The organism is Pseudarthrobacter sp. S9 (assembly GCF_050156545.1).
Taxonomy (GTDB): Bacteria; Actinomycetota; Actinomycetes; order Actinomycetales; family Micrococcaceae; genus Arthrobacter.
In genome coordinates this window covers 2,759,581-2,780,379 of sequence record NZ_CP189576.1, presented here as the reverse complement: position 1 = coordinate 2,780,379, position 20,799 = coordinate 2,759,581, and the positions used below count along the sequence as shown (strand labels likewise).

21 protein-coding genes are annotated in these 20,799 nt (G+C 66.7%); 10 read left to right on the top strand and 11 right to left on the bottom strand.

Annotated elements, in window-relative coordinates:
* The first annotated feature begins 108 nt into the window (after positions 1-108).
* The gene (locus tag ACQCSY_RS13250; protein WP_427129424.1) at positions 109-1,317 is read left to right on the top strand and encodes a globin domain-containing protein; all 1,209 of its coding nucleotides are present in this window, start codon (positions 109-111) and stop codon (positions 1,315-1,317) included.
* Positions 1,318-1,325: 8 nt separating this feature from the next.
* Here the strand turns inward: ACQCSY_RS13250 and ACQCSY_RS13245 are convergent, their stop codons facing one another.
* Positions 1,326-4,007, bottom strand: a complete 2,682-nt coding sequence (locus tag ACQCSY_RS13245; protein ID WP_427129422.1) for a hypothetical protein — start codon at positions 4,005-4,007, stop codon at positions 1,326-1,328.
* Between the two features lie 33 nt (positions 4,008-4,040).
* A complete protein-coding gene (locus ACQCSY_RS13240) occupies positions 4,041-4,742 on the bottom strand; it encodes a tyrosine-protein phosphatase (protein WP_427129421.1) in 702 nt (233 codons plus the stop codon).
* A gap of 210 nt (positions 4,743-4,952) precedes the next feature.
* Here ACQCSY_RS13240 and ACQCSY_RS13235 point away from each other — a divergent pair, with 210 nt between their 5' ends.
* The gene (locus ACQCSY_RS13235; RefSeq protein ID WP_427129420.1) at positions 4,953-5,750 is read left to right on the top strand and encodes an SGNH/GDSL hydrolase family protein; all 798 of its coding nucleotides are present in this window, start codon (positions 4,953-4,955) and stop codon (positions 5,748-5,750) included.
* Between the two features lie 7 nt (positions 5,751-5,757).
* Here the strand turns inward: ACQCSY_RS13235 and ACQCSY_RS13230 are convergent, their stop codons facing one another.
* From ACQCSY_RS13230 to ACQCSY_RS13200, 7 genes are all read right to left on the bottom strand, one after another.
* On the bottom strand, positions 5,758-6,381 hold the full coding sequence (locus ACQCSY_RS13230; RefSeq protein ID WP_427129419.1) for a GNAT family N-acetyltransferase: 624 nt from the start codon (positions 6,379-6,381) through the stop codon (positions 5,758-5,760).
* 149 nt (positions 6,382-6,530) lie between these two features.
* The gene (locus ACQCSY_RS13225) at positions 6,531-7,403 is read right to left on the bottom strand and encodes a 3-hydroxyacyl-CoA dehydrogenase family protein (RefSeq protein ID WP_427129418.1); all 873 of its coding nucleotides are present in this window, start codon (positions 7,401-7,403) and stop codon (positions 6,531-6,533) included.
* Between the two features lie 2 nt (positions 7,404-7,405).
* Entirely contained in the window at positions 7,406-8,230 is an 825-nt protein-coding gene (locus tag ACQCSY_RS13220) for an enoyl-CoA hydratase/isomerase family protein (RefSeq protein ID WP_427129417.1), read from the bottom strand.
* Positions 8,230-9,459 carry a thiolase family protein gene (locus tag ACQCSY_RS13215; protein ID WP_427129416.1) on the bottom strand — a complete coding sequence of 410 codons (1,230 nt, stop codon included), beginning with the start codon at positions 9,457-9,459 and terminating at the stop codon, positions 8,230-8,232. Before ACQCSY_RS13215 ends, ACQCSY_RS13220 begins: the two co-directional genes overlap by 1 nt.
* A gap of 159 nt (positions 9,460-9,618) precedes the next feature.
* Positions 9,619-10,296 (bottom strand): pentapeptide repeat-containing protein, encoded by a 678-nt coding sequence (locus ACQCSY_RS13210; protein ID WP_427129415.1) that lies wholly within the window; start codon positions 10,294-10,296, stop codon positions 9,619-9,621.
* Positions 10,296-10,769, bottom strand: a complete 474-nt coding sequence (locus tag ACQCSY_RS13205) for an SRPBCC family protein (protein ID WP_427129414.1) — start codon at positions 10,767-10,769, stop codon at positions 10,296-10,298. The genes ACQCSY_RS13210 and ACQCSY_RS13205 overlap by 1 nt, the downstream gene beginning before the upstream one ends.
* A gap of 121 nt (positions 10,770-10,890) precedes the next feature.
* Complete coding sequence (locus ACQCSY_RS13200) at positions 10,891-12,108, bottom strand: integrase catalytic domain-containing protein (RefSeq protein WP_427128786.1); 1,218 nt, start codon at positions 12,106-12,108, stop codon at positions 10,891-10,893.
* Between the two features lie 205 nt (positions 12,109-12,313).
* On the opposite strand from ACQCSY_RS13200, the gene ACQCSY_RS13195 reads away from it, so the two are divergent.
* Positions 12,314-12,490: a CsbD family protein gene (locus tag ACQCSY_RS13195; RefSeq protein WP_427129413.1), complete on the top strand. Its 177-nt coding sequence runs from the start codon at positions 12,314-12,316 to the stop codon at positions 12,488-12,490.
* A gap of 174 nt (positions 12,491-12,664) precedes the next feature.
* Positions 12,665-13,435, top strand: coding sequence for a dienelactone hydrolase family protein (locus ACQCSY_RS13190; RefSeq protein ID WP_427129412.1), 771 nt, complete (start codon positions 12,665-12,667; stop codon positions 13,433-13,435).
* Positions 13,436-13,585: 150 nt separating this feature from the next.
* On the opposite strand, the gene ACQCSY_RS13185 is transcribed toward ACQCSY_RS13190, so the two are convergent.
* Positions 13,586-15,049 carry an amino acid permease gene (locus tag ACQCSY_RS13185; protein ID WP_427129411.1) on the bottom strand — a complete coding sequence of 488 codons (1,464 nt, stop codon included), beginning with the start codon at positions 15,047-15,049 and terminating at the stop codon, positions 13,586-13,588.
* A gap of 200 nt (positions 15,050-15,249) precedes the next feature.
* On the opposite strand from ACQCSY_RS13185, the gene ACQCSY_RS13180 reads away from it, so the two are divergent.
* The 5 genes from ACQCSY_RS13180 (at position 15,250) to ACQCSY_RS13160 (ending at position 19,665) form a co-directional block, all read left to right on the top strand.
* On the top strand, positions 15,250-16,011 hold the full coding sequence (locus tag ACQCSY_RS13180) for a CPBP family intramembrane glutamic endopeptidase (RefSeq protein WP_427129409.1): 762 nt from the start codon (positions 15,250-15,252) through the stop codon (positions 16,009-16,011).
* Positions 16,012-16,141: 130 nt separating this feature from the next.
* Entirely contained in the window at positions 16,142-16,582 is a 441-nt protein-coding gene (locus ACQCSY_RS13175; protein ID WP_427129408.1) for a VOC family protein, read from the top strand.
* 21 nt (positions 16,583-16,603) lie between these two features.
* Entirely contained in the window at positions 16,604-17,557 is a 954-nt protein-coding gene (locus tag ACQCSY_RS13170) for a 1,4-dihydroxy-2-naphthoyl-CoA synthase (RefSeq protein ID WP_427129407.1), read from the top strand.
* 10 nt (positions 17,558-17,567) lie between these two features.
* Positions 17,568-18,728 (top strand): AMP-binding protein, encoded by a 1,161-nt coding sequence (locus tag ACQCSY_RS13165; RefSeq protein WP_427129406.1) that lies wholly within the window; start codon positions 17,568-17,570, stop codon positions 18,726-18,728.
* A gap of 55 nt (positions 18,729-18,783) precedes the next feature.
* Positions 18,784-19,665 carry a 1,4-dihydroxy-2-naphthoate polyprenyltransferase gene (locus tag ACQCSY_RS13160; protein ID WP_427129405.1) on the top strand — a complete coding sequence of 294 codons (882 nt, stop codon included), beginning with the start codon at positions 18,784-18,786 and terminating at the stop codon, positions 19,663-19,665.
* Positions 19,666-19,722: 57 nt separating this feature from the next.
* Here the strand turns inward: ACQCSY_RS13160 and ACQCSY_RS13155 are convergent, their stop codons facing one another.
* Positions 19,723-20,031, bottom strand: coding sequence for a DUF4229 domain-containing protein (locus tag ACQCSY_RS13155; protein ID WP_427129403.1), 309 nt, complete (start codon positions 20,029-20,031; stop codon positions 19,723-19,725).
* Between the two features lie 130 nt (positions 20,032-20,161).
* On the opposite strand from ACQCSY_RS13155, the gene ACQCSY_RS13150 reads away from it, so the two are divergent.
* Complete coding sequence (locus ACQCSY_RS13150) at positions 20,162-20,590, top strand: PLD nuclease N-terminal domain-containing protein (protein ID WP_427129401.1); 429 nt, start codon at positions 20,162-20,164, stop codon at positions 20,588-20,590.
* The last annotated feature ends 209 nt before the right edge of the window (positions 20,591-20,799 follow it).

Below are 20,799 nucleotides of genomic sequence, written 5' to 3'. Positions count from 1 at the left end.
TTGAAGGGCCAATTGACCCGGAACGGCACCGGCCCGGACTGTTAGATTGGCAGAGCTGAGTCAGCCAAAACCGCCTGGAATAACCGGTCACACCGGAAGGGATTCACCATGCTCTCAGACACCTCTGTTCCTGTCATCAAGGCAACGCTGCCTGTTGTGGGCGAGCACATTGAGGAGATTGCCACACGGTTCTACAAACACATGTTCGAAGCGCGGCCGGACCTTCTGGATGGCCTCTTCAACCGGGGGAACCAGGCGGATGGGCGCCAGCAGCAGGCGCTGGCGGGATCCATCGCTGCGTTCGCCGGTTTCCTGGTGGACAAACCTGATCAGCTGCCGGACCATCTGCTCTCGCGGATAGCCCACAAACACGTCTCGCTCGGACTGGGCCCGGACCAGTACCAGATTGTCCACGACCATTTGATGTGGGCCATCGTGGACGTCCTCGGGGACGCTGTCACCGCCGACGTTGCCGCTGCGTGGGACGAGGTGTATTGGCTAATGGCCAACACCCTCATCAACAAAGAACGTGGGCTCTACAACGCCGTGCGCCTTTCGCCCGACACCGTGTGGCGGACCTGGCGGGTGGCCCAGCGGATCCAGGAGACTGACGACGTGGTCACGTTCATCGTTGAACGGACCGACGAACGCGAAGTCAAGCCATCCCTGCCCGGACAGTACGTGACCATCAAGATGGCCATGCACGACGGCGTGCAGCAGCCACGGCAGTACAGCCTGACGAGGGCCGACGACGGGCTGCACCGGCAGTTCGCGGTCAAGAGGGTTCATGGGCTGGCCACTCCTGACGGCGAGATGTCCAGCCTGCTCCACGACGAAGTCCAGGTGGGCGACGAAGTGGTGCTCTCCGTACCTTTCGGTGACGTGGTGCTGGAGTACACGGACAGGCCTGTGGTCCTGGCCAGTGCGGGCATCGGCATCACGCCGATGGCGGGAATGCTTTCCCATCTGGTGAAGTCCGGCTCACAGCGACGGGTCATGCTGCTGCATGCCGATGACAGCGCGGCCTCGTTCCCGCTGCGGGAGCAGGTCAGCCAGGATCTCGCGCAGCTGACGGACGGGTCGTTGCACACGTGGTTCCTGGAACCGTCGGAGGGCGGGACGGCTGCCGACAACGAGTTCTCGGGTTTCATGGACGTCGACGCCGTGGAGCTACCCGACGACGCCGAGTACTACCTGTGCGGGCCTCTGCCGTTTCTGCAGGCAGTCCGGAGCGCCCTCGTTGCACGTGGCGTACCGGCTAAAGACATCCAATATGAAGTGTTTGGCCCGGACCTCTGGCTGGCGGATTTCCAGTAGCGCGACAGCTACCGGCGGGACCGGGGCCTGGCCACTACCAACGCCACCCCGCCCAGGAGCAGCACACCGGCACCGATCGCGCCGGCAGGGAGCAGGGTGCCGGCTCCCGTGGCCGCAAGCTGGCCGGAACCCGCTGCCGGCGCGACGGCCGCAGCCGGCGCCACAACCGGAACCGGGTCAATGACGAAGGTGATTTCAGCCTGAGCCGAGGTGACGCCGTCGACTGACTGGCTGACAGACAGGGTGTGCGACCCTGCCGCAAGCCCCGCAGGGAACGGCACGCTCCAGCTCCCGTTCGAAGCAGTCTGGCCCGCATCTGCACCATCGATCCTTACGGCCACCACGGCGCCGGCCAGCCCCGTACCGGAGATCCGCTGCGGAACTGCATCGTGGGGAAAGTGCAGACCGTCCTGAACGGTCGATACAGCGGGCGCAGGCGGCGTCACCGTAAAGCTCCGGGTTGTCGAGGGACTGTCCACATGTCCTGGGGACCTCTGCACGGCGCCGACCGAGAGTTCGCCGAAGGCCGGCGGGCCGGCTACGTTGATGCTCCAGTGGCCGTCCGCCGAAACCGTATCCGAACCTGTGACGTCGCCCGAAAGCAGCACCGTCAGCCCGGGCGTTCCTGTGCCGTCAATGCGGTCAACGGCATGCAGTGCCACCCCCTCTGCGGGAGTGGTGATTACTGGTGCCACAAGGTCCGAGACAGTGATCGACAGGGATGCCGCGCCTGATCGGCTGAATCCGTTCACAGTCTCCGCAGAGAATTGGAACCGCCCAGTGGACGACGGCGCGGCGAAGGACCAGTTTCCCGCGGCGTCGACCGGCACCTCCAGCGGTTGCTGGTCGGGCTGCTGGCCCGCGACGGTAATGCGCACCTTCGAATTGGCGGCGACGGCGGACGCCGGAGCCGCCGGGACGCGCCCCGTGATGAGCGTCCCGGCCGTGAAAGTCGCGCCGTTCGCGGGTGCTACCAACTCGGGCTTGTTCAGGAAGAGCTGAAGCTGCACGCCGCCCGGGATCTGGGTGATGGAGTCCTCAAGCGCCGTAGCGATGGCAAAGTTTTCTACAGGTTGACCGGGTGCGGGGGGAGCGTCCCCGGCGGAGTGGGTGCCGACCGCGTAGTTGCCGCTGATCCAGGGCCCGCCGGAGTCTCCACCGCTGGACTGGACGTCCGTGGAAAGGAAGCCGCGGAAAGCCCGAAGATCGGCGGGGTTGGTGATGCTGGTACCACCCCCCACAACGTAGGTCCCTAGCTCCTTCACTGTGCCGCAGGACCAACCCGACGTCCGTCCGGAGCGGCATACGTCTTGGCCCTGGAACGGGGAGAGCATGCCGATGATCTTCACGGCAGTCGGACCCGGGTTGGCGGGGTCGTCAGCTGCACTGAGGGACCAGCGCGTCGCAGCAGGCTGGACGTTGACTCCGGTCCGGAGGGACTCGATGACGGCAATGTCGGTGCCCACGTTGCCGGGGCTGGTCTCGGTGCCGGTGATCCATGAGTTGCTCGGGCCGCCGAACTGGCTGAAGCCGAAACTGCCAAGGGAAGCGAGCGGGCGCGTCAGCGGCGTCGTCGATCCGCCTGCCGGAGCCGAGCTCGGGGACTCAATTTCTGCGGCCTTGGCCGCTCCGTCTCCGGCGCAGTGTCCCGCCGTCAGCACCACGGGCAGTCCGTCAGGACTGTACGCGCCGAACCCCGCTGAGCAGATGGCGGATTTGTCGATAACGTAGCCCTGGCCGCCGAAGAAGTCCTCTTCCGTCTTTATCGGCGCACCTTTTTCCAGCTGGACGTTGGCGTAGCGGGCCACGAAGTCTGCCGGTGAGATCTTGCCCGGCGCAGCCGCCGGGATCGCAGCCGCCGGCGTCGCGGACGACCCCGTGGGAAGCTGCTTGTCGAGGGCGAGGGGAAGACCGGCTTCAGGCGTATTGAATCCGCCGGTGCGGACGACGAAGTGGCCGTCGGCATAGGCAACGGCCTGCAGCCCGGCGGGGCCGACTTCGCGGACGTAGGCCTCGAACAGCTGGTCCGTACTGGAAGCCACCAGCTCCGCGGCCGAGGGTGCCGCGGGCACGGCAGCGGCAGCTGCAGGGCCGGCAGCGGCAGCTGCAGGGCCGGCAGGCGCGGCAGCTGAGGGGCCGGCAGGCGCGGCAGCTGAGGGGGCCGCCAGCACAAAATCCGCCGGTCCCGCCTGGTTCAGTTCATCCACCCGTGCCTGCAGCTGCGTTCCGCTGCCTTCGACGGTAATCTTCCCGTCCTTTAGGCTGATCCCCACATAGCCGGGGAGTCCCCGCAAGAAGGGCACGGCGTCGGCAGCGCGCTTGGCTTGCTCGCCCGCGGCGTTGAATCCCTCGAGCGTCATGCCGAGGTCCCGCCGAATGGCTTCCGCGAGTCCGGCGTCGTTGACGGCCGGAGCGAGTCCGGCGTCGCTGACGGCCGGAGCCGCCGCTGTTGCCGGCGAAGGCGCCGCCGCTGTTGCAGGCGAAGAGGCTTCAGCCACAGAGGTCGAGGGGGTCGGCGTCGCCGGCGGCGCCGCCAGCACCGTCGTCGCCGGCGCCCGTTCTGCTACCCAGGCTTCGGCCGGCGCCGGTTCTGCTACCCCGGCTTCGGCCAGCGCCGGAACTGCCCAGAACGAACCGGCAACCGCAATCGCGACAGCCGCGGCAGCCCGCACCACGGGCTGAAACTTCACCAGCTGAAACTTCGGAGTCTTCACTCCGATACCTTATCTGCCCAGCTTGGCCAGAACGGCAGTGAGCTCCGGCGCGGTCACCCCATGTCGGCGAAGGTATTCCCCGGTCTTCAAGGAGCGAACGAACTTCAGCAGGCTTCCGCCGCGAATTTCCAGCAGGGGCACCAGGACCTCCTCCTGCAGGTACCGTTCATGCGGATGTGGGGTTGCCGACTGCCGGCGGTGCTCATTGATGCCCCTCATAGCGCGCTGATAGCCCATCACAATGGCTTCGTCGCTGTCCCCGGCGAGGTCCTGGAGCATCGCCGCGATCATTCCGCTACGGTCCCGGCCGGCCGAGCAATGGATGACGACGCCGCCCGGCGCGGCAGCCACTGCCTTGAACACACCGGCCAGCTTCTCCGGGAAGAGCCTCGCGTTGTCGGCATAGGACACGGGATTGTTCAGGTACGGCCCGCAGATCTCGCGGAACTCGCTGTTGCCGGGATCTTCGGTGGGGGCCAGGACGACGTCGAACGCTGCCATCGCCTCCTGGCCCACCGGCGGATCGGTCTCCCGGCGCTGTCTCTCCTCCGGATTGCGGAGGTCTATGACGGTCCGGATGCCGCCGTCGTACGCCTGCTGCCAGCCGGCCTCGGTGAGCCATTCCCGGCGTCCCATGCGGTAAACGCCGCCGGCGACCTGCCAGGCGTTGACGGCCCCGTCCCAGCCCACGCGCTTCCGAGACTCTTCCACTACGTCAGCTAACCACAAGGTCCGGGTAGCCGACAGCCGTGATCAAGGTAGGCCAACCGAAGGTCCTTCCAAATTAACGAGTAGGGCGCACCGTGTCCGGGACTGCGGCGCGTGCGTACCGTTGCCCTAAGATTGCTGCACTGGCGTCAGCCAGTGGCCAGTGGCCAGGCCAGTCAATTCGATACACAATTCACAGCTAAGGGGAAACTGATGGGTGAACGGATATTACGACGGCGGCGCACGGCTTTTGCGGGCGGGTTGGCTGCCATGGCGCTTGCCTTGGGATTCACGGCGGTACCGGCCGGGGCTGCGTCGCCCATCGCCTACGTGGCGCTGGGCGATTCCTACGCCGCTGGGCAGGGAGCGGGCCCGTATTTGGATCCTGTGTGTCTCCGGTCTGCGAGTAGCTACCCGGCCGATGCCGACGTCAAGAAGTCCGTCCGCCTGGTGACGAATGCGGGATGCAGTGGAGCAACCACGCTGGACGTCGCGGCGACGCAGCTGAAGAAACTGGAAAAGAGCACCGACGTTGTGACGATCACGGCCGGTGGCAATGACCTCAACACAACTGCCGTCCTGGCCGCCTGCGCACCAAACCCCGGCAGTCCGGACTGCGCCGCTGCCGTGGCGTTCGCCTCGAGCATGATCGGGACCGTGGGCGGCCGCCTGGTTGCGCTGGTGCAGGCCGTCCGCTCATCCGCTCCCAACGCGAAAATTGTTCTCACCGGCTACCCGTACCTGTTCGCGCCGGTTGACGAGTTCACCGCTAAAGCCAACGCGGTGACCTTGGGCCTCAACGGGGTGATCTTCACAGCAGCGCAGGCCACCGGCGCGCTGTACGTGGACGTGACGGGCGCTTTCGCCGGGCACGCTGCCAACTCCGTCGACCCCTGGATCAACTACAACCCGGCTGCTCCGCTGGACCCTGCCAACTTCCATCCGAACGCTGCCGGCTACCAGGGATACTACTCAGCGCTGCTGACGGCAGGCGCCTACTCCACGCCCTGACGGGGCCCTAACGAAGTTTTGCCAGCCTGGCCTCCAGGCCCGCCCGGACCATCGGCCACTCGTGCTCGAGGATGGAAAACACCACTGTGTCCCGGAGCGCGCCGTCGCTGGTGCGGGTGTGGCTGCGCAACACGCCGTCCTGCTTGGCTCCCAGCCGGGCGATCGCCTCGCGGGACTGGTGGTTGAGCCAGTGGGTCCGGAATTCGACGGCGGGGCAGCCGAGCGTCTCGAACGCGTGCCGCAACAGCAGCAGCTTGGAGTCGGGGTTGCTGCCGCTGCCGTGCGAGGACGCGGCATTCCAGGTGGAGCCGATCTCCACCCGGGGCGTGGCGGCGTCGATGTTCATGTACGTGGTCATGCCGATCACCGTGCCGGGTCCGCCGGTGGCGGGGTCGATCAGCCGGGCAGTGAACGGCAGCATCGAGCCGCGGTCCTGAAGCTCCAGGCGCCGGTCGATCTCGGCAGCCATCTGCTCCGGGGCGGGCACCCCGGTGTACCAGAGCTTCCACAGTTCGCCGTCGCGGACCGCCTCCACCAGGCCGTCGTGGTGGTCGTGGTTCAAGGGCTCCAGGACGACGTACTTGCCGGTGAGGGTGATCGGCTTGATCGGAGCGGGTTCAGTGGAAGTCACGGCACCATCCTAGAGGCAGGCGCGCGCGCGGACGCCCCAATGAGCGTTCGCCGGCGTCTCAGTCCTACGTCCCGGGCCGGCGTCCCGGGGCGGCGTCCCAGGCAGACGTCGCAGGCAGACGTCGCAGTCCGACGTCTCAGTCCGACGTCTCAGTCGGTCCAGTCGAAGAAGCCCTTGCCACTCTTGCGGCCCAGTTCCCCGCGCGCCACCTTGTCCCGGAGGATCTGCGGCGGGGCAAAGCGCTCGCCCAGCGTGGACTGCAGGTATTCGGCGATGCCGAGGCGGACGTCCAGGCCCACGATATCCGTGGTCCGCAGCGGGCCGGTGGGGTGCTTGTAGCCGAGGACCATGGCGTTGTCGATGTCCTCGGCGGAGGCCACGCCCTCCTCCACCATGCGCATCGCCTCGAGGGCGATCACCACGCCCAGCCGCGAGGAGGCAAAGCCGGGGGCGTCATTGACGACGACGGCGGTCTTGCCGAGCGCTTCGACCCAGCCGCGGGCTGCCTGGGCGAGAGGCCCGGAGGTTTGCTCGCCGAGCACCACCTCTATGAGGGTCGACGCCGGCACCGGGTTGAAGAAGTGCAGTCCCAGGAAGTTCTCGGGGCGTTTCAGCTCGCGGGCCAGGCCGTTGACGGACAGCGACGAGGTATTGGACGCGAGGTAGGCATCGGCGGCGAGCCTCTCCTCGATCCCCCGGAGGGCGGTGACCTTCAGGTCCCAGTCCTCCGGAACGGCCTCGATGACCAGCTGGCGGTCCTTGAAGTCGTCGTAGTCCACCGTCACCGAGAGCCGGGAGACCATTTCGTCGAGGTTACCGTCCGTGGCGCCGCGTTCGATGCTCTTGGCGGCGGCGGACTCGACCCGCTCGCGGGCGGCCTCGGCCGAGGCCTCGTCGCGCTCGACCACGAGGACGTTGGCTCCGTTGATCAGGAAGGCGTGGGCGATACCGGCACCCATGCGGCCGCCGCCGAGGACGCCGACGGCGGCGGGAAGGTTTGCGGGGAGTGCGGAGTTACTCATTTCTACTTCTTCCGGTCTGACGTCGCGTCTGACTTCTTGTCTGACTTCTTGTCGGATTTGGCTGACTTTTTATCAAGGAACGCCTGCATGCGGTCGAACTTGGCCTGGGATTCAAAGAGGATGCCCTGTGCCAGCTGGTCGATCAGGGGATGCGCCTCGGCCGGGGCGTGGAACACGGATTTGGTGATCCGCACAGCCAGGGGATCCTGCGTGGCGATCCGGTCGGCCAGTTTGTGGGCCGCAGCCATCAGCTCGGGGGCCTCGTGGATCTCCGTGATGAGGTTGACGGCCAGGGCCCGCTCGGCTCGAAGCACGACGCCGGCGAGCAGGATTTCCTTGGCCACCGGCTCCCCCACGAGCTCCTTGAGGCGCCAGCTGGCACCGGCGGCGGCGAGGATGCCGAGCCCCGTCTCCGGGTTGCCGATCCGCACGCCGGGCGTGCCGATCCGGAAGTCGGCCGCGTACGCCAGCTCGGCGCCGCCGCCCAGGCAAAAGCCGTCCAGCGCCGCAATGACGGGCATGGGCAGCTTGGCGATCCGGACAAAGATGGTGGAGTTGATGCCCTGCAGGGCGTCGTCGCGGCGGCGTTCACGCAGCTGGGCGATGTCAGCCCCGGAGGCAAAGACCCCGTCCACACCGGCGATGATGAGCACCTTGGGATTCCGCTCCAGGGCGGCGCAGACCAGGTGGAGCTCGTCCACCATCTGCTGGTCGATGGCGTTGCGGACCTCGGGGCGGTTGAGCAGCACCACCAGCCGGTCCTCACGCTCCTCGATCAGGAGCGTGCTGAAATCGGCCGGGCTGAGGGCCGTCTGCGGGGCCGCCACTAGACCCGCTCCAGCAGCATGGCCGTGCCCTGGCCGACGCCGATGCACATGGTGGCGAGGCCGATCTTCGCGTCTTCACGTTCCATCCGGCCCAGGAGCGTGATAGCGATCCGTGAGCCGGACGAACCCAGCGGGTGCCCCAGGGAGATCGCGCCGCCGTCGCGGTTCACAATCTCCGGATCCAGGCCGAGCCGGCGCATGCTGGCGAGCGACTGGGTGGCAAACGCCTCGTTGAGTTCGACGGCGCCGAGGTCACCGATGCTGAGCCCGGTCCGGGCCAGCACCTTCTGGGTGGCCGGGACGGGGCCGATGCCCATGATCTCGGGCTCGCAGCCGGCGGAGGCTCCGTCGAGGATGCGGGCGCGCGGCGTGAGGCCGAACTTCTTGATCGCGGCCTCGGAGGCCACGATGATGGCCGACGCGCCGTCGTTGAGCGTGGAGGAGTTGCCTGCGGTCACAATCGAGCCTCCGGCGACAACGGGGCGGAGCCCGGCGAGCACGTCCATAGTGGTGCCGGCGCGGGGGCCCTCGTCAGTGTCCACGATGGTCTCGCCCTTGCGGGACTTGACGGTCACGGGGACGATCTCCGCGGCGAAGCGGCCGGCGGCGATGGCGGCAAGGGAGCGCTCGTGCGAGCGGACGGCGAACGCGTCGGCGTCCTCGCGGGAGATGCCGTCGACACGGCCGACTTCCTCGGCAGTTTCCGGCATGGAATACGTCATTTTGCCGTCGCGGGAGAACCCGCCCTTCTTGAACAGCGGGTTGACGAAGCGCCAGCCGATGGAGGTGTCGAAGATTTCGCCCGGCTTCGCGAAGGCCGTCCGGGGCTTCTCCTGCACCCAAGGGGCCCGGCTCATGGATTCGACGCCGCCCGCGACCACGATGTCCGCGGCGCCGGACTTGATCATCTGGCTGGCCATGATGATGGCGCTCAGGCCGGAGGAGCAGAGCCGGTTCACGGTGATGCCGGGGATGTGCAGGGGAAGTCCGGCCAGGAGGATGGCCATCCGGGCCACGTTGCGGTTCTCCTCGCCGGCGCCGTTGGCGTTGCCGAGGATGACCTCGTCGATGCTGTCCGGATCCAGGCCGGCGCGGACCACGGCTTCGCGGACCACCAGGGCAGCCAGGTCATCGGGGCGGACGGCGGAGAGGGCACCGCCGTAGCGGCCGACTGCAGTGCGGGCACCGCCCACGAGAAATGCCTGTGGTCCTGCAACTGCTGATGCCATGGGTACACCCTTCACGCGATAAACGTCTCTGTCATCGGAACGTCTCTGTCATCCGAAGAAATCGGCGGCGGCAACTGACTTCGACTCAGCTAATTTACCGACCGTTCGTTCTATAAAGATTACACGGCGGGGCAAGTGGGTCAACCGGATCCCGCGGGATTACGGGACGACGACGCCGAGGTGGCCGGCCAGCAGCGGAGCCAGCAGCGTGAGCTGGTAGTCGTCGATCACGAGACCTGACAGGCTGCCCAGCCCGCTGATCACGCGGAAGTCCGTGCCCCGGAGGTCGAAGTCCTTGAGCTTCGCGCCGCTGAAATCCAGGGTGCCGATGGTGCAGTTCTTCAACGCGACCCGCGTGGCGGTGCACGATCCGAGATCGAGTTCGTTGATGATGCAATCGCTGATCTGCACGTCGGTCAGTTTGGAGCCGCGCAGGTTCACGTAGTCCAGCTTGCCGCCGTCGATCCGCACCGACTGCCAGGCGCTCTCATACAACTCGGCGGAACCCCAGCGCGGATTGCCGATCTCCACGTCCCGCAGGCTCGTCCGGGCCGCCATGAAAACCGGGGCGTACACCTCCGTCAGGATGCAGTCACGGAGGGTGGCGCCGCGCAGCTGGGTTTCATTGAAGGAGACCCCAGCGAATTCACACTCGGCGAAATCCGTGCCGCTGAGCTCCAGACCGTCGGCTGACGCGCGGCTGTACCGGACGCCGTCGTACCGCTCACCTCGTTGGAAATCCGGCGAAAGATCATCCCGCAACTCCCCCGGCTGGACGGGCGTGAGGCGCGGAGGAGCGACTTTGGACGCTTTGGCGGCAGGCGTGCGCCGCACCATCACAGGGACTCGGCTTTTGCCGCGATTTCCGCCAGGTCCTTGGCCAAGGCATTGCGGGTGATGCGCATTCCGAGCGGGCCGAACACGGCCATCATGATTTTGCTGAGCCGGGTGGGTTTGACCACCTCGGCGCCGAACGTCAGCGTGAGGTCCGTCCCGCCGTCGCGCTCCGCCAGCGCGAACCGGGAGGTGTAGTCGGCGCCGCCCTGGAGTGCCTTCACTGTGGCGCTGCCGCCGCGGCCGGGCGAGGGCGGCTCGCAGTCCGAGACCCACATCTCCACTGTTTCGGAGCGCCCCATCATGTTGCGGGTTTCCTTCCAGCGGGTGCCCTCGCCGTAGGGGCCTTCGGTGAGCATCTCGATCGAGTCGATGCCGGACAGCATTGCGGCCGATCCCGGAATGTCCGAAACGACTGCCCACACCTTGTCCGCCGGAGCGTTGATGTGTTGCGTGAGGCTGGTCTTGTGGTCCATGACGTCGAGCCTAGCCCGCGGTACGGGAAAATTTCACCCCGCCGGGATCCATACCGCCGTGGCCGGCGGCAACAACCCCGCACCGTCAACCCGCGGGACTCCGCCCCCCCGAGGAATCATGTCAAGATGCCCGCCTGGGCTGGTTCGTGGAATCATCTGATTTTGCCCGGGTAGCCGGCCGGGGTTTGGCGGCCTGTTTGGCGGTGGTCAGGGTCAGGAGCTCTGCGGAAAGGGCCTGGACCTGACGCTGGATCGCGGCCGGGTTCAAGGGTTTGTTCTCCCGCTTCAACCGGGCCTTCACATCCCGGGCGACGGTGCCGGTGTCTGCCAGGACGCGCTGGAACGGGGTCGCGGGAAGGTCGTATTTCTTGCTGATCTTCGCGCCGGTGCGGACCTTCGCGACGAGTTTCTGCTGGGGTCCGAAATGGTTGGTGAGCAGTCTCTGCAGGTCCCAGATCCGGTTCAGCAGCTCCAGCTCGCGGGCAGTGTCGTACCGGTGGTAGCCGACCGTCTGGCGCACGATGTGCCAGTTCTTCTGCTCCACGTGCGCCCCGTCATTCTTGTTCCCGGACCGGGACCGCGTGAACGTCAGTTTCTCCTGCTCGCACCACCGGAACAGCTCCCAATTAATGAACTCCGAGCCGTTGTCCGAGTCGATGCCCAGGATCGGAAAGGGAAACGCCGCGGTGGCGTCCCTGATGGCTTCGAAGACCCATTTCTGCGCCTTGTTCTTCACGGACCGGGTTTCGGTCCAGCCGGTCGCGATGTCAGTGATATCAAGGGTGAAACAGAACTCACCGGCACTGTTCCCGCCCTCGTGGCCGACCAGATCAATCTCGACGAAACCGGGCACCGCGTCATCCCATTCAGCCCAGGTCCGCATCTGGATGGAGTCCTTCAGCAACGTACCGGGCTTGGTATGGGACCGGCCCCGCGGATCCAGTTTCACCCGGTCCGCCCGGAGCCGGCGGTCAATCGTCGCCGGCGCGATCCGCAGCAGCAGTGCGGCCGTGCCGGCATCAATCTGAAGTTCCTTGAACCGTCGCAGGCGCGGCACCAGATCCGGCAGCGCGGCCGCGAGCAGCCGCCCGCACGGGGTGCCCTGGACCGCCCAGCAGAACCGCAGAGCCTCGATCACTTGCTCCCCGTAGAGCGGCGGCCGGGGCGCCCTGGGCCGGGCAACCTTCAGCACCAGTGCCATCCGCAGCGCCTTGCGGGCATGGTCGCGGTGCCAGCCCGTCGTCGCGCACAGCTCATCCAGAACCTGCTTCTTCGCCGCCCGGCCCGAACGGACGTAGCGGGTTGCGATGGTCTTCGTGACAGCCCTGCGTTCACTCATCGAAAGCTCCATGGCTCACAATGCCGAAGCGGCGGACACCGGCCCGGCGGACACGCCGCTACGCGGGCATTCTCAAATGATTCTTCGAATACGGCTACGCGGGCATCTTTGATGAGTCAACGCGGCCCCTTGAATTAGTAAGCATGCTTTGTGTTATGGTGAAAGAACGTTGAATTTCAACCGGAAACGAAAGGTGCTTCACACCATGGGTATCGGAGACAAGATTCAGAACGAAGCAAAGCACCTTGGCGGCAAGGCCAAGGAAGCTGCTGGAAACGCTACGGACAACGACCAGTTGCGTGCCGAAGGCCAGAAGGACCAGGTCGTAGCCGACGCCAAGAAGGTCGGCGAAAACGTCAAGGACGCCGTCAAGAGGGACTAGTCCTTCCAGCGCCACTTCATACAATAGAGGCGGCGTCGGACTTTCCTTTGGGGGATGTCCGGCGCCGCTTTTTTGTGCCCATTTGTGCCCATGGATGCCCAATACGTCCCAGTGCTGCCGCACGCCCGAAAGTTCTTGTAAGAATGGCCGGACAACGCAAACGGGAGGACTTCCATGCCAAGGACCAATGCGGGCCGCGACGATCCCGGCAACGGCGATCCCAGCAACGTCGATCTCAGCCGGGCCAGCATAGCCGCCGGCGGTTCACCGGTGCTCCGCGGCTACCTGGCGGCGCCGGAGGGGGACGGGCCCTTTCCAGCGGTCCTGATGATCCACGAAGCCTTCGGCCTCAACGACATCACGGTCCGCCACGCGGACCGGATGGCAGCCGCGGGCTATCTGACGCTGGCCGTAGACCTGTTCAGCGACGGCGGGGCCCGCCGTTGCCTCGTCTCCACGATGCGCGCGCTCGCGGCGGCCAAGGGGCGCGCTTTCACGGATCTGGCCACGGCGCGGGCCTGGCTGCTGGAATCCGGGCGCACCACGGGCAAGATCGGCGTCATCGGTTTCTGCATGGGCGGCGGCTTTGCCCTGCTCCTGGCCAACGACGGCTTCGATGCGGCGGCCGTCAACTACGGCAGGCGGCCCAAAGACCCTGAGGCGGCCCTGTCAGGCGCCTGCCCCATCGTGGCCAACTTCGGCGGCAAGGACCGCACCCTGCCCGGCGAGGCGGCAAAACTGGCGTCCGTGCTCGACCAGTTAGGGGTGGACCACGACATCAAGGAGTTCCCCACTGCCGGGCACGCCTTCCTCAATGATGCGGAGGAGGGGCCTAGGCTATTGCGGCCGCTGATCCGCGTCCTGGGCATCGGGCCGGATCCGCAGTCGGCACCGGAGGCGTGGCAACGGATCGAGGACCACTTCGCCAAGCACCTGTTGGGCTAAACCCTCATCGACTGCTCCGTAAGTGCCCCTGTGGGGCCTGATAAGGGCACCTACGCAGCAACCGACGGGGAGATGAGCGGGGACGTGAGCGGCGGCGGCCACCTCCTGAGGGTGACCGCCGCCGTCGTCGCGATTCCTAGCCGGTGATTACTAGCTGAAGAGCTCGCTCTTGGGCTCGTTGTTCTTGACCTTCTGCCAGCCAAGCCACAGCACGAGGGCGAAGAACGGGACGGTGGCCAGGGTCCATAGGCCCAGCTGGAACACCTCGCCGGTGGCCTTGTTCGTCATTGTGTCGAAGCCGATCAGCACCGTGATGGCCAGCAGCGCTACGAGTCCCGCCCAGCTGGTCCACGGCGAACCCGGCATCGGCAGGCCGGAGACCCGGCCCTTCTGCTGGCGCAGTGCGATCTGGCTGGCGAAGATGGCACCCCAGGTGAAGATGACTCCGATGGATGCGGTGTTGAGTGCGAGGTCGAAGGCGTGCGAGCCGCCGAGCCAGATGTTGAGCAGGATGCCCACGAGGTAGAACGCGGCGATGGCGAGGATGGCCGCGTACGGCACATGGCGAGATGACATCTTGGTGAGCCACTGCGGGGCATGGCCGTTGTTGGCCATGGTGCGGAAGACGCGGCCGATCGAATACAGGCCCGAGTTGCACGACGACAGCGCGGCGGTAATGACGATCATGTTCATGACGTCACCCACCCAGCCAAGGCCCATCTGGCCGAACACGGTGACGAACGGCGAGACGCCGGCCTTGTACTGGTCGGAGGGCAGCAGCATGGCCAGGAGCAGGACGGAACCGACGTAGAAGACCACGATACGGAGCACGACGGCGCGGATCGCCTTGGGCACCTCGCGCTTGGGATTCTGCATCTCACCGGCAGTGATGCCGACGAGTTCGATGCCGTTGTAGGCGAAGATGACGGCGTTCAGGACGAGCACCATCACGAGGGCGCCCTTGGGGAACATGCCGCCGTCGCCGTCAAAGAGGTTCGCCACGGAGGCGTGGCCGACGCCCACCTTGGCGTTGGTGACCACCATGAAGGTGCCGACGGCCAGGAAGATCAGAATCGCGCCGACCTTGAGGCAGGACGCCCAGAATTCAAATTCGCCGAACGCCTTGACGCTGAGCAGGTTCACGGCCACGAGCAGGGCCAACGCCGCAATGGCGGACGCCTCGACCGGCACGTTGGGGAAGAAGAACTGGAAGTACAGTCCGATCGCGATGAGTTCCGCGATTCCGGTCATGCCCCAGTTGATGAAGTACATCCAACCGGACAGGAAGGCGCCCTTCTTGCCGAACATTTCGCCGGCATAGCTGACGAAGGAGCCGGAGGTCTGGCGGTACATGATGAGCTCGCCGAGGGCCCGCATCAGCAGGTAGGCGATGACGCCGGCAATGGCGTAGGAGAAGATCAGCGCCGGCCCGGTCGAGGCCAGGCGCCCGCCGGCACCCATGAAGAGGCCGACGCCGATGGCGCCGCCCATGGAGATCATGGTCACGTGGCGGCCGCTCAGGGTCTTCTTGTAACCCTCGGCGCTGAGAGTCGAGTCGACGACGGCGGATTGCGCCGGCGCGCTCTTGAGTTCGGTGGAAGTACTTTGTGGCACAACAATTCCTTGTGGTCGGGGTATGGCCGGGACTGGACCGTGGATTCGGGCACACGTAATTCGGAGTAAATCCCCAAAGGGGCAACAATGTGTACCGAATCTCACAAAGGGTCGAAGCTTCGCGCGGCTCATCCATCGTACTAGCTTTCCGGGCCGCACAGTGACGCGGGCAACATCCGAGCCGGCATTAGGCTGGTGGCATGGGCACAGCTCTCCGTACTCCACCAGCGCCGAGGCCGGAGCTTTACCGGTTCTCGAGGCTGGATCTCACCACCGTGGGACTCTATTTGGCCGTGGCCGCGTTCTTTGCCCTGGCCGGCGATCTGCTCGCGCCGCTGCTGCTCCAGCTGTCGCCGAACCCGGCAGTGGCGTCCTACTCCGTGAACCTGATCTTTTACGGGACCATCGGCATCCTGGCCCTGGCCGCCGCCCGGCACGTTGCCGCCCGCGACCTCCGCGTCCTGGCCACCAGGCCGTGGTTCACGCTGCTCATGGTCCCGCTGGCGGTCGTGGCGATGCTCATCCTCACCGCGGTCCTGGTGGCGCTCAGCGGACCCGTGCAGACGTCCGCCAACCAGGCCGGTCTCCAGGCCCTCATGCAGCAGGTGCCGGCCTGGCTGATGGTGCCCCTGCTGGTGATCGTGGGCCCGTTTGTGGAGGAGTACATCTTCCGCCACCTGCTGATCGGCAAGCTGAGCGGGCGGGTCAACCTCTGGGTCTGCTGCGCCCTGTCCGTCGGGCTGTTCGCGGCCCTGCACATCGTCGGCCAGGAGCAACTGACCCTGCAGGTGCTGATGCCCTATCTCGCCCTGGGCGCCGTCCTGGTGTTCGTCTACGTCTGGACCGGGAAGAACGTGATGTTCTCCTACTTCGTCCACGCGGCCAAGAACCTCCTGGCCGTCGTCTTCATCTACGCGATCCCGCCGGAGATCCTGGAGCAGCTGCAGCAGATCCAGGGCTAACCGCGTTGTCCCGCGACGCCGCCGCCGAGGTGGCAGATCACGGCAGTGCGCGGCCAAACACTGCCGCGAAATGCCATCTCGCGGCGTGGGGGCCCTACCGGCGCGGGCGCCGACGTCGTAGTTTCTTTCCATGACACTCAACATCCAGATCGCCGTCGACTGCACCAACCCGCACGAGCTTGCCGACTGGTGGGCCGAAACCCTGGACTGGGCCGTGGAGCCGCAGGACGAGAACTTCATCCGCTCCATGATCGAACAGGGCTTCGCCACCGAGGCCGACACGCTCCGGCACAACGGCAAACTCGTGTGGGGTGCCGGGGCAGCCATCCGCCCGCCCGAAGACCTCGACGCCAAACCACCCACCCGCCGCATACTCTTCCAGACGGTGCCGGAGCAAAAAACCATCAAGAACCGGATCCATTGGGACGTGAACCTCGCCGGCGCGGACAAGGACGCCGTGCGGGCCGCGCTCGAAGCGCGCGGCGCCACCTTCCTCTGGACCGCCAGCCAGGGGCCGCATTCCTGGCACACCATGGCGGACCCGGAGGGCAACGAGTTCTGCATCAGCTGAGCCGATTACTACACTCGGACTGTGAGCAACGAAATCCCCGCCAAGGTATCCGACGTCTTTGACCCCACCCGGTGGCGCACCGTGTCCGGTTTCGACGACTTCCAGGACATGACATACCACCGGCAGGTGGAACGCTCCGCGGATGGCTCGCACGTCAGGGACCTGCCCACGGTCCGCATCGCGTTCAACCGGCCCGAGGTCCGCAACGCCTTCCGCCCCGGCACCGTGGACGAGCTCTACCGCGCCATGGACCACGCCCGGATGACCCCCGACGTCGCCGCGGTCCTGCTCACGGGCAACGGCCCCTCCCCCAAGGACGGCGGGCACTCGTTCTGCTCCGGCGGGGACCAGCGGATCCGCGGCAGGGACGGGTACCGTTATGCGGACGGCGAGACCCAGGAGACCATCGACCCCGCCCGCGCCGGCCGGCTCCACATCCTGGAAGTCCAGCGGCTCATGCGCACCATGCCCAAGGTGGTCATCGCCGTCGTGAACGGCTGGGCGGCCGGCGGAGGGCACTCCCTGCACGTGGTCTCGGACCTCACCATCGCCTCCCGCCAGCACGGCAAGTTCAAGCAGACGGACGCGACCGTGGGCAGCTTCGATGCCGGTTACGGCTCCGCACTGCTGGCCCGCCAGATCGGCCAGAAGGCGGCCCGCGAGATCTTCTTCCTGGCCCGCGAATACACCGCCGATGACATGGTCCGGATGGGCGCCGTCAACGAGGCCGTGGACCACGCGCGCCTTGAAGACGTGGCCCTGGAATACGCCGCGGACATCGCCCGGCAGTCCCCGCAGGCCCTCCGCATGCTCAAGTTCGCGTTCAACCTGGCCGACGACGGGTTGGCCGGCCAGCAGGTCTTCGCCGGCGAAGCCACCCGCCTGGCGTACATGACGGACGAGGCCGTGGAAGGCAAGGACGCCTTCCTCGAAAAGCGCGACCCCGACTGGTCCAAGTTCCCTTACTACTTCTAAGGCGGAAACCGTGACTTCCGGAGCTGTGAATATCGAACCCGCGCTGACGGCACTGGCCGCAGCCCTGCGCGGTGAAGGACCCGCCGTCGAACTTTGCGCCGCCCGCGACGGCGGCCTGGCCGTAGGGCTTGTCGAAACGCCGGGCTTCGAGGACGCCGCCGTCGTGGTGCGGACCTCCGGCTCCACCGGCACGCCGAAGGCCACGGTCCTCACCCTCGACGCGCTGGCCGCCTCCTCCATGGCCACCGCGCAGGCGCTCCGGGGCGAAGGGCAGTGGCTGCTGGCCCTGCCCCTGCAGTATGTGGCCGGCGTCCAGGTGCTGGTCCGCTCCCTGTTCGCGGGGACCCGGCCCTGGGCCATGGACCTCAGCGGCGGCTTCACCCCCGAGGCCTTCACCGCCGCGGCCCTCGAACTCACGGACAAGATCCGCTTCACCTCGCTCGTCCCGACCCAGCTGCGGCGGCTGCTGGATTCGCCGTCGGCGGACACCCTCGCGGTGCTCCGGCGCTTCAACGCCATCCTGCTGGGCGGGGCACCCGCGTCCGCTGAACTGCTCGCCGCGGCGCGCGGGGCCGGCGTGCGGGTGGTCACCACCTACGGCTCCGCCGAGACCTGCGGCGGCTGCGTCTACGACGGCGTCCCGCTCGACGGCGTCGAGGTGAAACTGGGTGGGGACGGCCGCATCCTGTTGGGCGGGGCGATCATTGCCGCCGGCTACCTGGACTCCCCCGAACTAACGGAGGACACTTTCGTCGAGGAAGACGGCGTCCGCTGGTACCGCACCACTGACCTCGGCGCTCTGGACGCCGACGGCAGGCTCACCGTGCTGGGCCGGGCGGACGACGTCGTCATCACCGGCGGCCTCAAGGTCTCCGCCGCGCACGTGCAGGCAGAGCTGGAGAAGCTCGACGGCGTGCTGGCCGCCTTCGTGGCCGGTGTCCCCTCGTCCGAGTGGGGCCAGGCCCTGGCCGCGTACATCGCGTTGGCCGACAGCTCACCGGAGGGAATCGAGGCTTTCACGGCCCGCTGGCACGAGTCCTGGGGTCCGGCGCTGGGGCAGCTGGCCCCGAAAACCGTCCTGCCTGCCGCCGGACTTCTCATGCTGCCGAACGGAAAGCCGGACCGGCTGGGCATGACTGTTCTGCTGGACTCACTGCATCAGGGAAAATAGACAAGCCGTACCCGGCCTTTCCGAACCGACACCCAACCAACACGAGGTACTGACCGTGGCCACAGCCGCACAATGGATCCAAGGCGCCCGACTGCGCACCCTGCCGGCCGCGATTGCGCCGGTTCTGATCGGTACCGCAGCCGCCTACGAGATGGATGCGTTCCGTCCCCTCAACGCCGTGCTGGCCGCGCTGGTTGCCCTGCTGCTGCAGATCGGCGTGAACTACGCCAACGACTACTCGGACGGCATCCGCGGCACGGACGAGGACCGGGTGGGGCCGCTCCGGCTGGTCGGCTCCGGCGCGGCCCGCCCGGAACACGTCAAGTGGGCTGCTTTCGGCGCGTTCGGGCTCGCGATGCTCTTCGGCCTGTCCCTCGTCGTGATCACGCAGACGTGGTGGCTGATCCTGGTCGGCATCGGCTGTGTCCTGGCCGCCTGGGGCTACACGGGCGGCAAGAACCCGTACGGCTACCTCGGCCTGGGCGACGTGTTCGTGTTTGTCTTCTTCGGGCTCGTGGCCACGCTGGGCACAACCTACACCCAGGCCGGCCAGCTCAGCCTCGCCGCCATCATCGGGGCCATCGGCACGGGACTCATCGCCTGCGCCTTGCTCATGGCCAACAACGTCCGGGACATTCCGACCGACCGGAAGGCCGGGAAGAAGACCCTGGCCGTGCGGCTCGGGGACAAGCACGCCCGCGAAAGCTACGTGCTGATGCTTGCCGTCGCGATCCTGCTGGTCATCGTGCTCGCGCCGGGACGGCCGTGGATGCTGATGGTGCTGCTGCTGATCCCGGCCAGCCTGATGCCGTCCTGGCTGATGATTGCCGGGCGGCGCCGCAAGAGCCTGATTCCGGTGCTCAAGCAGACCGGACTGATCAACCTCGGCTACGCCGCATTGTTCTCGCTGGGCCTGGTCCTGAGCCACGGGTTCTGAGGCAGGGGTTCCGAGCCAGGCAGGGGGCTCGTAACCCAGGCCGCCGGGCGCAGGGTTCTAGGAGTCCTTGGGGCGGCTGTCCTTGCGGACGGCAATGTCCGGGTTTGCGTCCACCAGGCGGTCTTCGGCGTCGGCGTCCGCCACTTCCCCGGCGCTGCGCAGCGGCTTGGCCTTGCCGGCGAAGCGCTGGTGGAGTGTCGCGGTGGCCGCGTCGCGCTGCTTCTGGAAGAAGAGGAAGCTGATGGCGAATGACATCATTCCGGCGCACAGGACAGCCAGCAGCCATCCCAGCTGCAGGTAGGCGAACAGGGCGAACAATGGCGCAAAGAGCGCCAGCCGGATCAGGGTGTATTTGAGGAAAGCCACACTCCAAGTTTAGCCGCCCGGCGGCCGGCCGGACTCGTTGCGCGTTCCAGCGCCGGCTCCGCGGCTGCCGGGCGTCCGTCTGGAACCCGGGACCGACGCCGGAGACTCCTCCGAAGGATAGACTGAATGTATGCTCCGTGTTGTGGTCCCAATCGTCGTACTCGTCGTATTTGTCTACGGACTGGTCGACCTGATCCGGACAGACCCGCGCCTGACCAAGGGCATTTCAAAGCCGGCATGGATCGTGGTGCAGATCGTCCTTCCGCTGATCGGCGCCGTCCTGTGGTTCATCGTTGGCCGCCCGCGTAACACGGAGGCCGCCCCGGTCACGTACAGCCACCCCGTCGCACCGGATGACGACCCCGAATTCCTGCGCAACCTCGAAATCCGCCGCCGCAACCAGGCCGAAGCCGATCGGCTCAAGAAGCTCAAGGACGAGCTCGACGCCAAGGAGCGCAAGCTCGACGGCGGCAGCGGCGAGGCACGAGGCAGCGGCAGCTCCGGTGACGCCCACGAATCCGGCGACGCCGGTACGCAGGGCACCGACGAGGTCAAGTAGGGACGAGGTCACGTAGGCCAGGCAGGTCCGCGTTTCGCCCATTTGCCGGAAACGGCCTGAAAGCGAACCTCATAGCGGCCGTCTCCGGCAAATCGCGGGACGGCACCGTGGTCGATTGACGCCCGCCCAGCGCCCGCTGCTCCCCCACACCCGGCTGGCGCTGTGGATAACCGCCCGGGCTCCTCCCCTCCGCGCCAACCGCACAACTG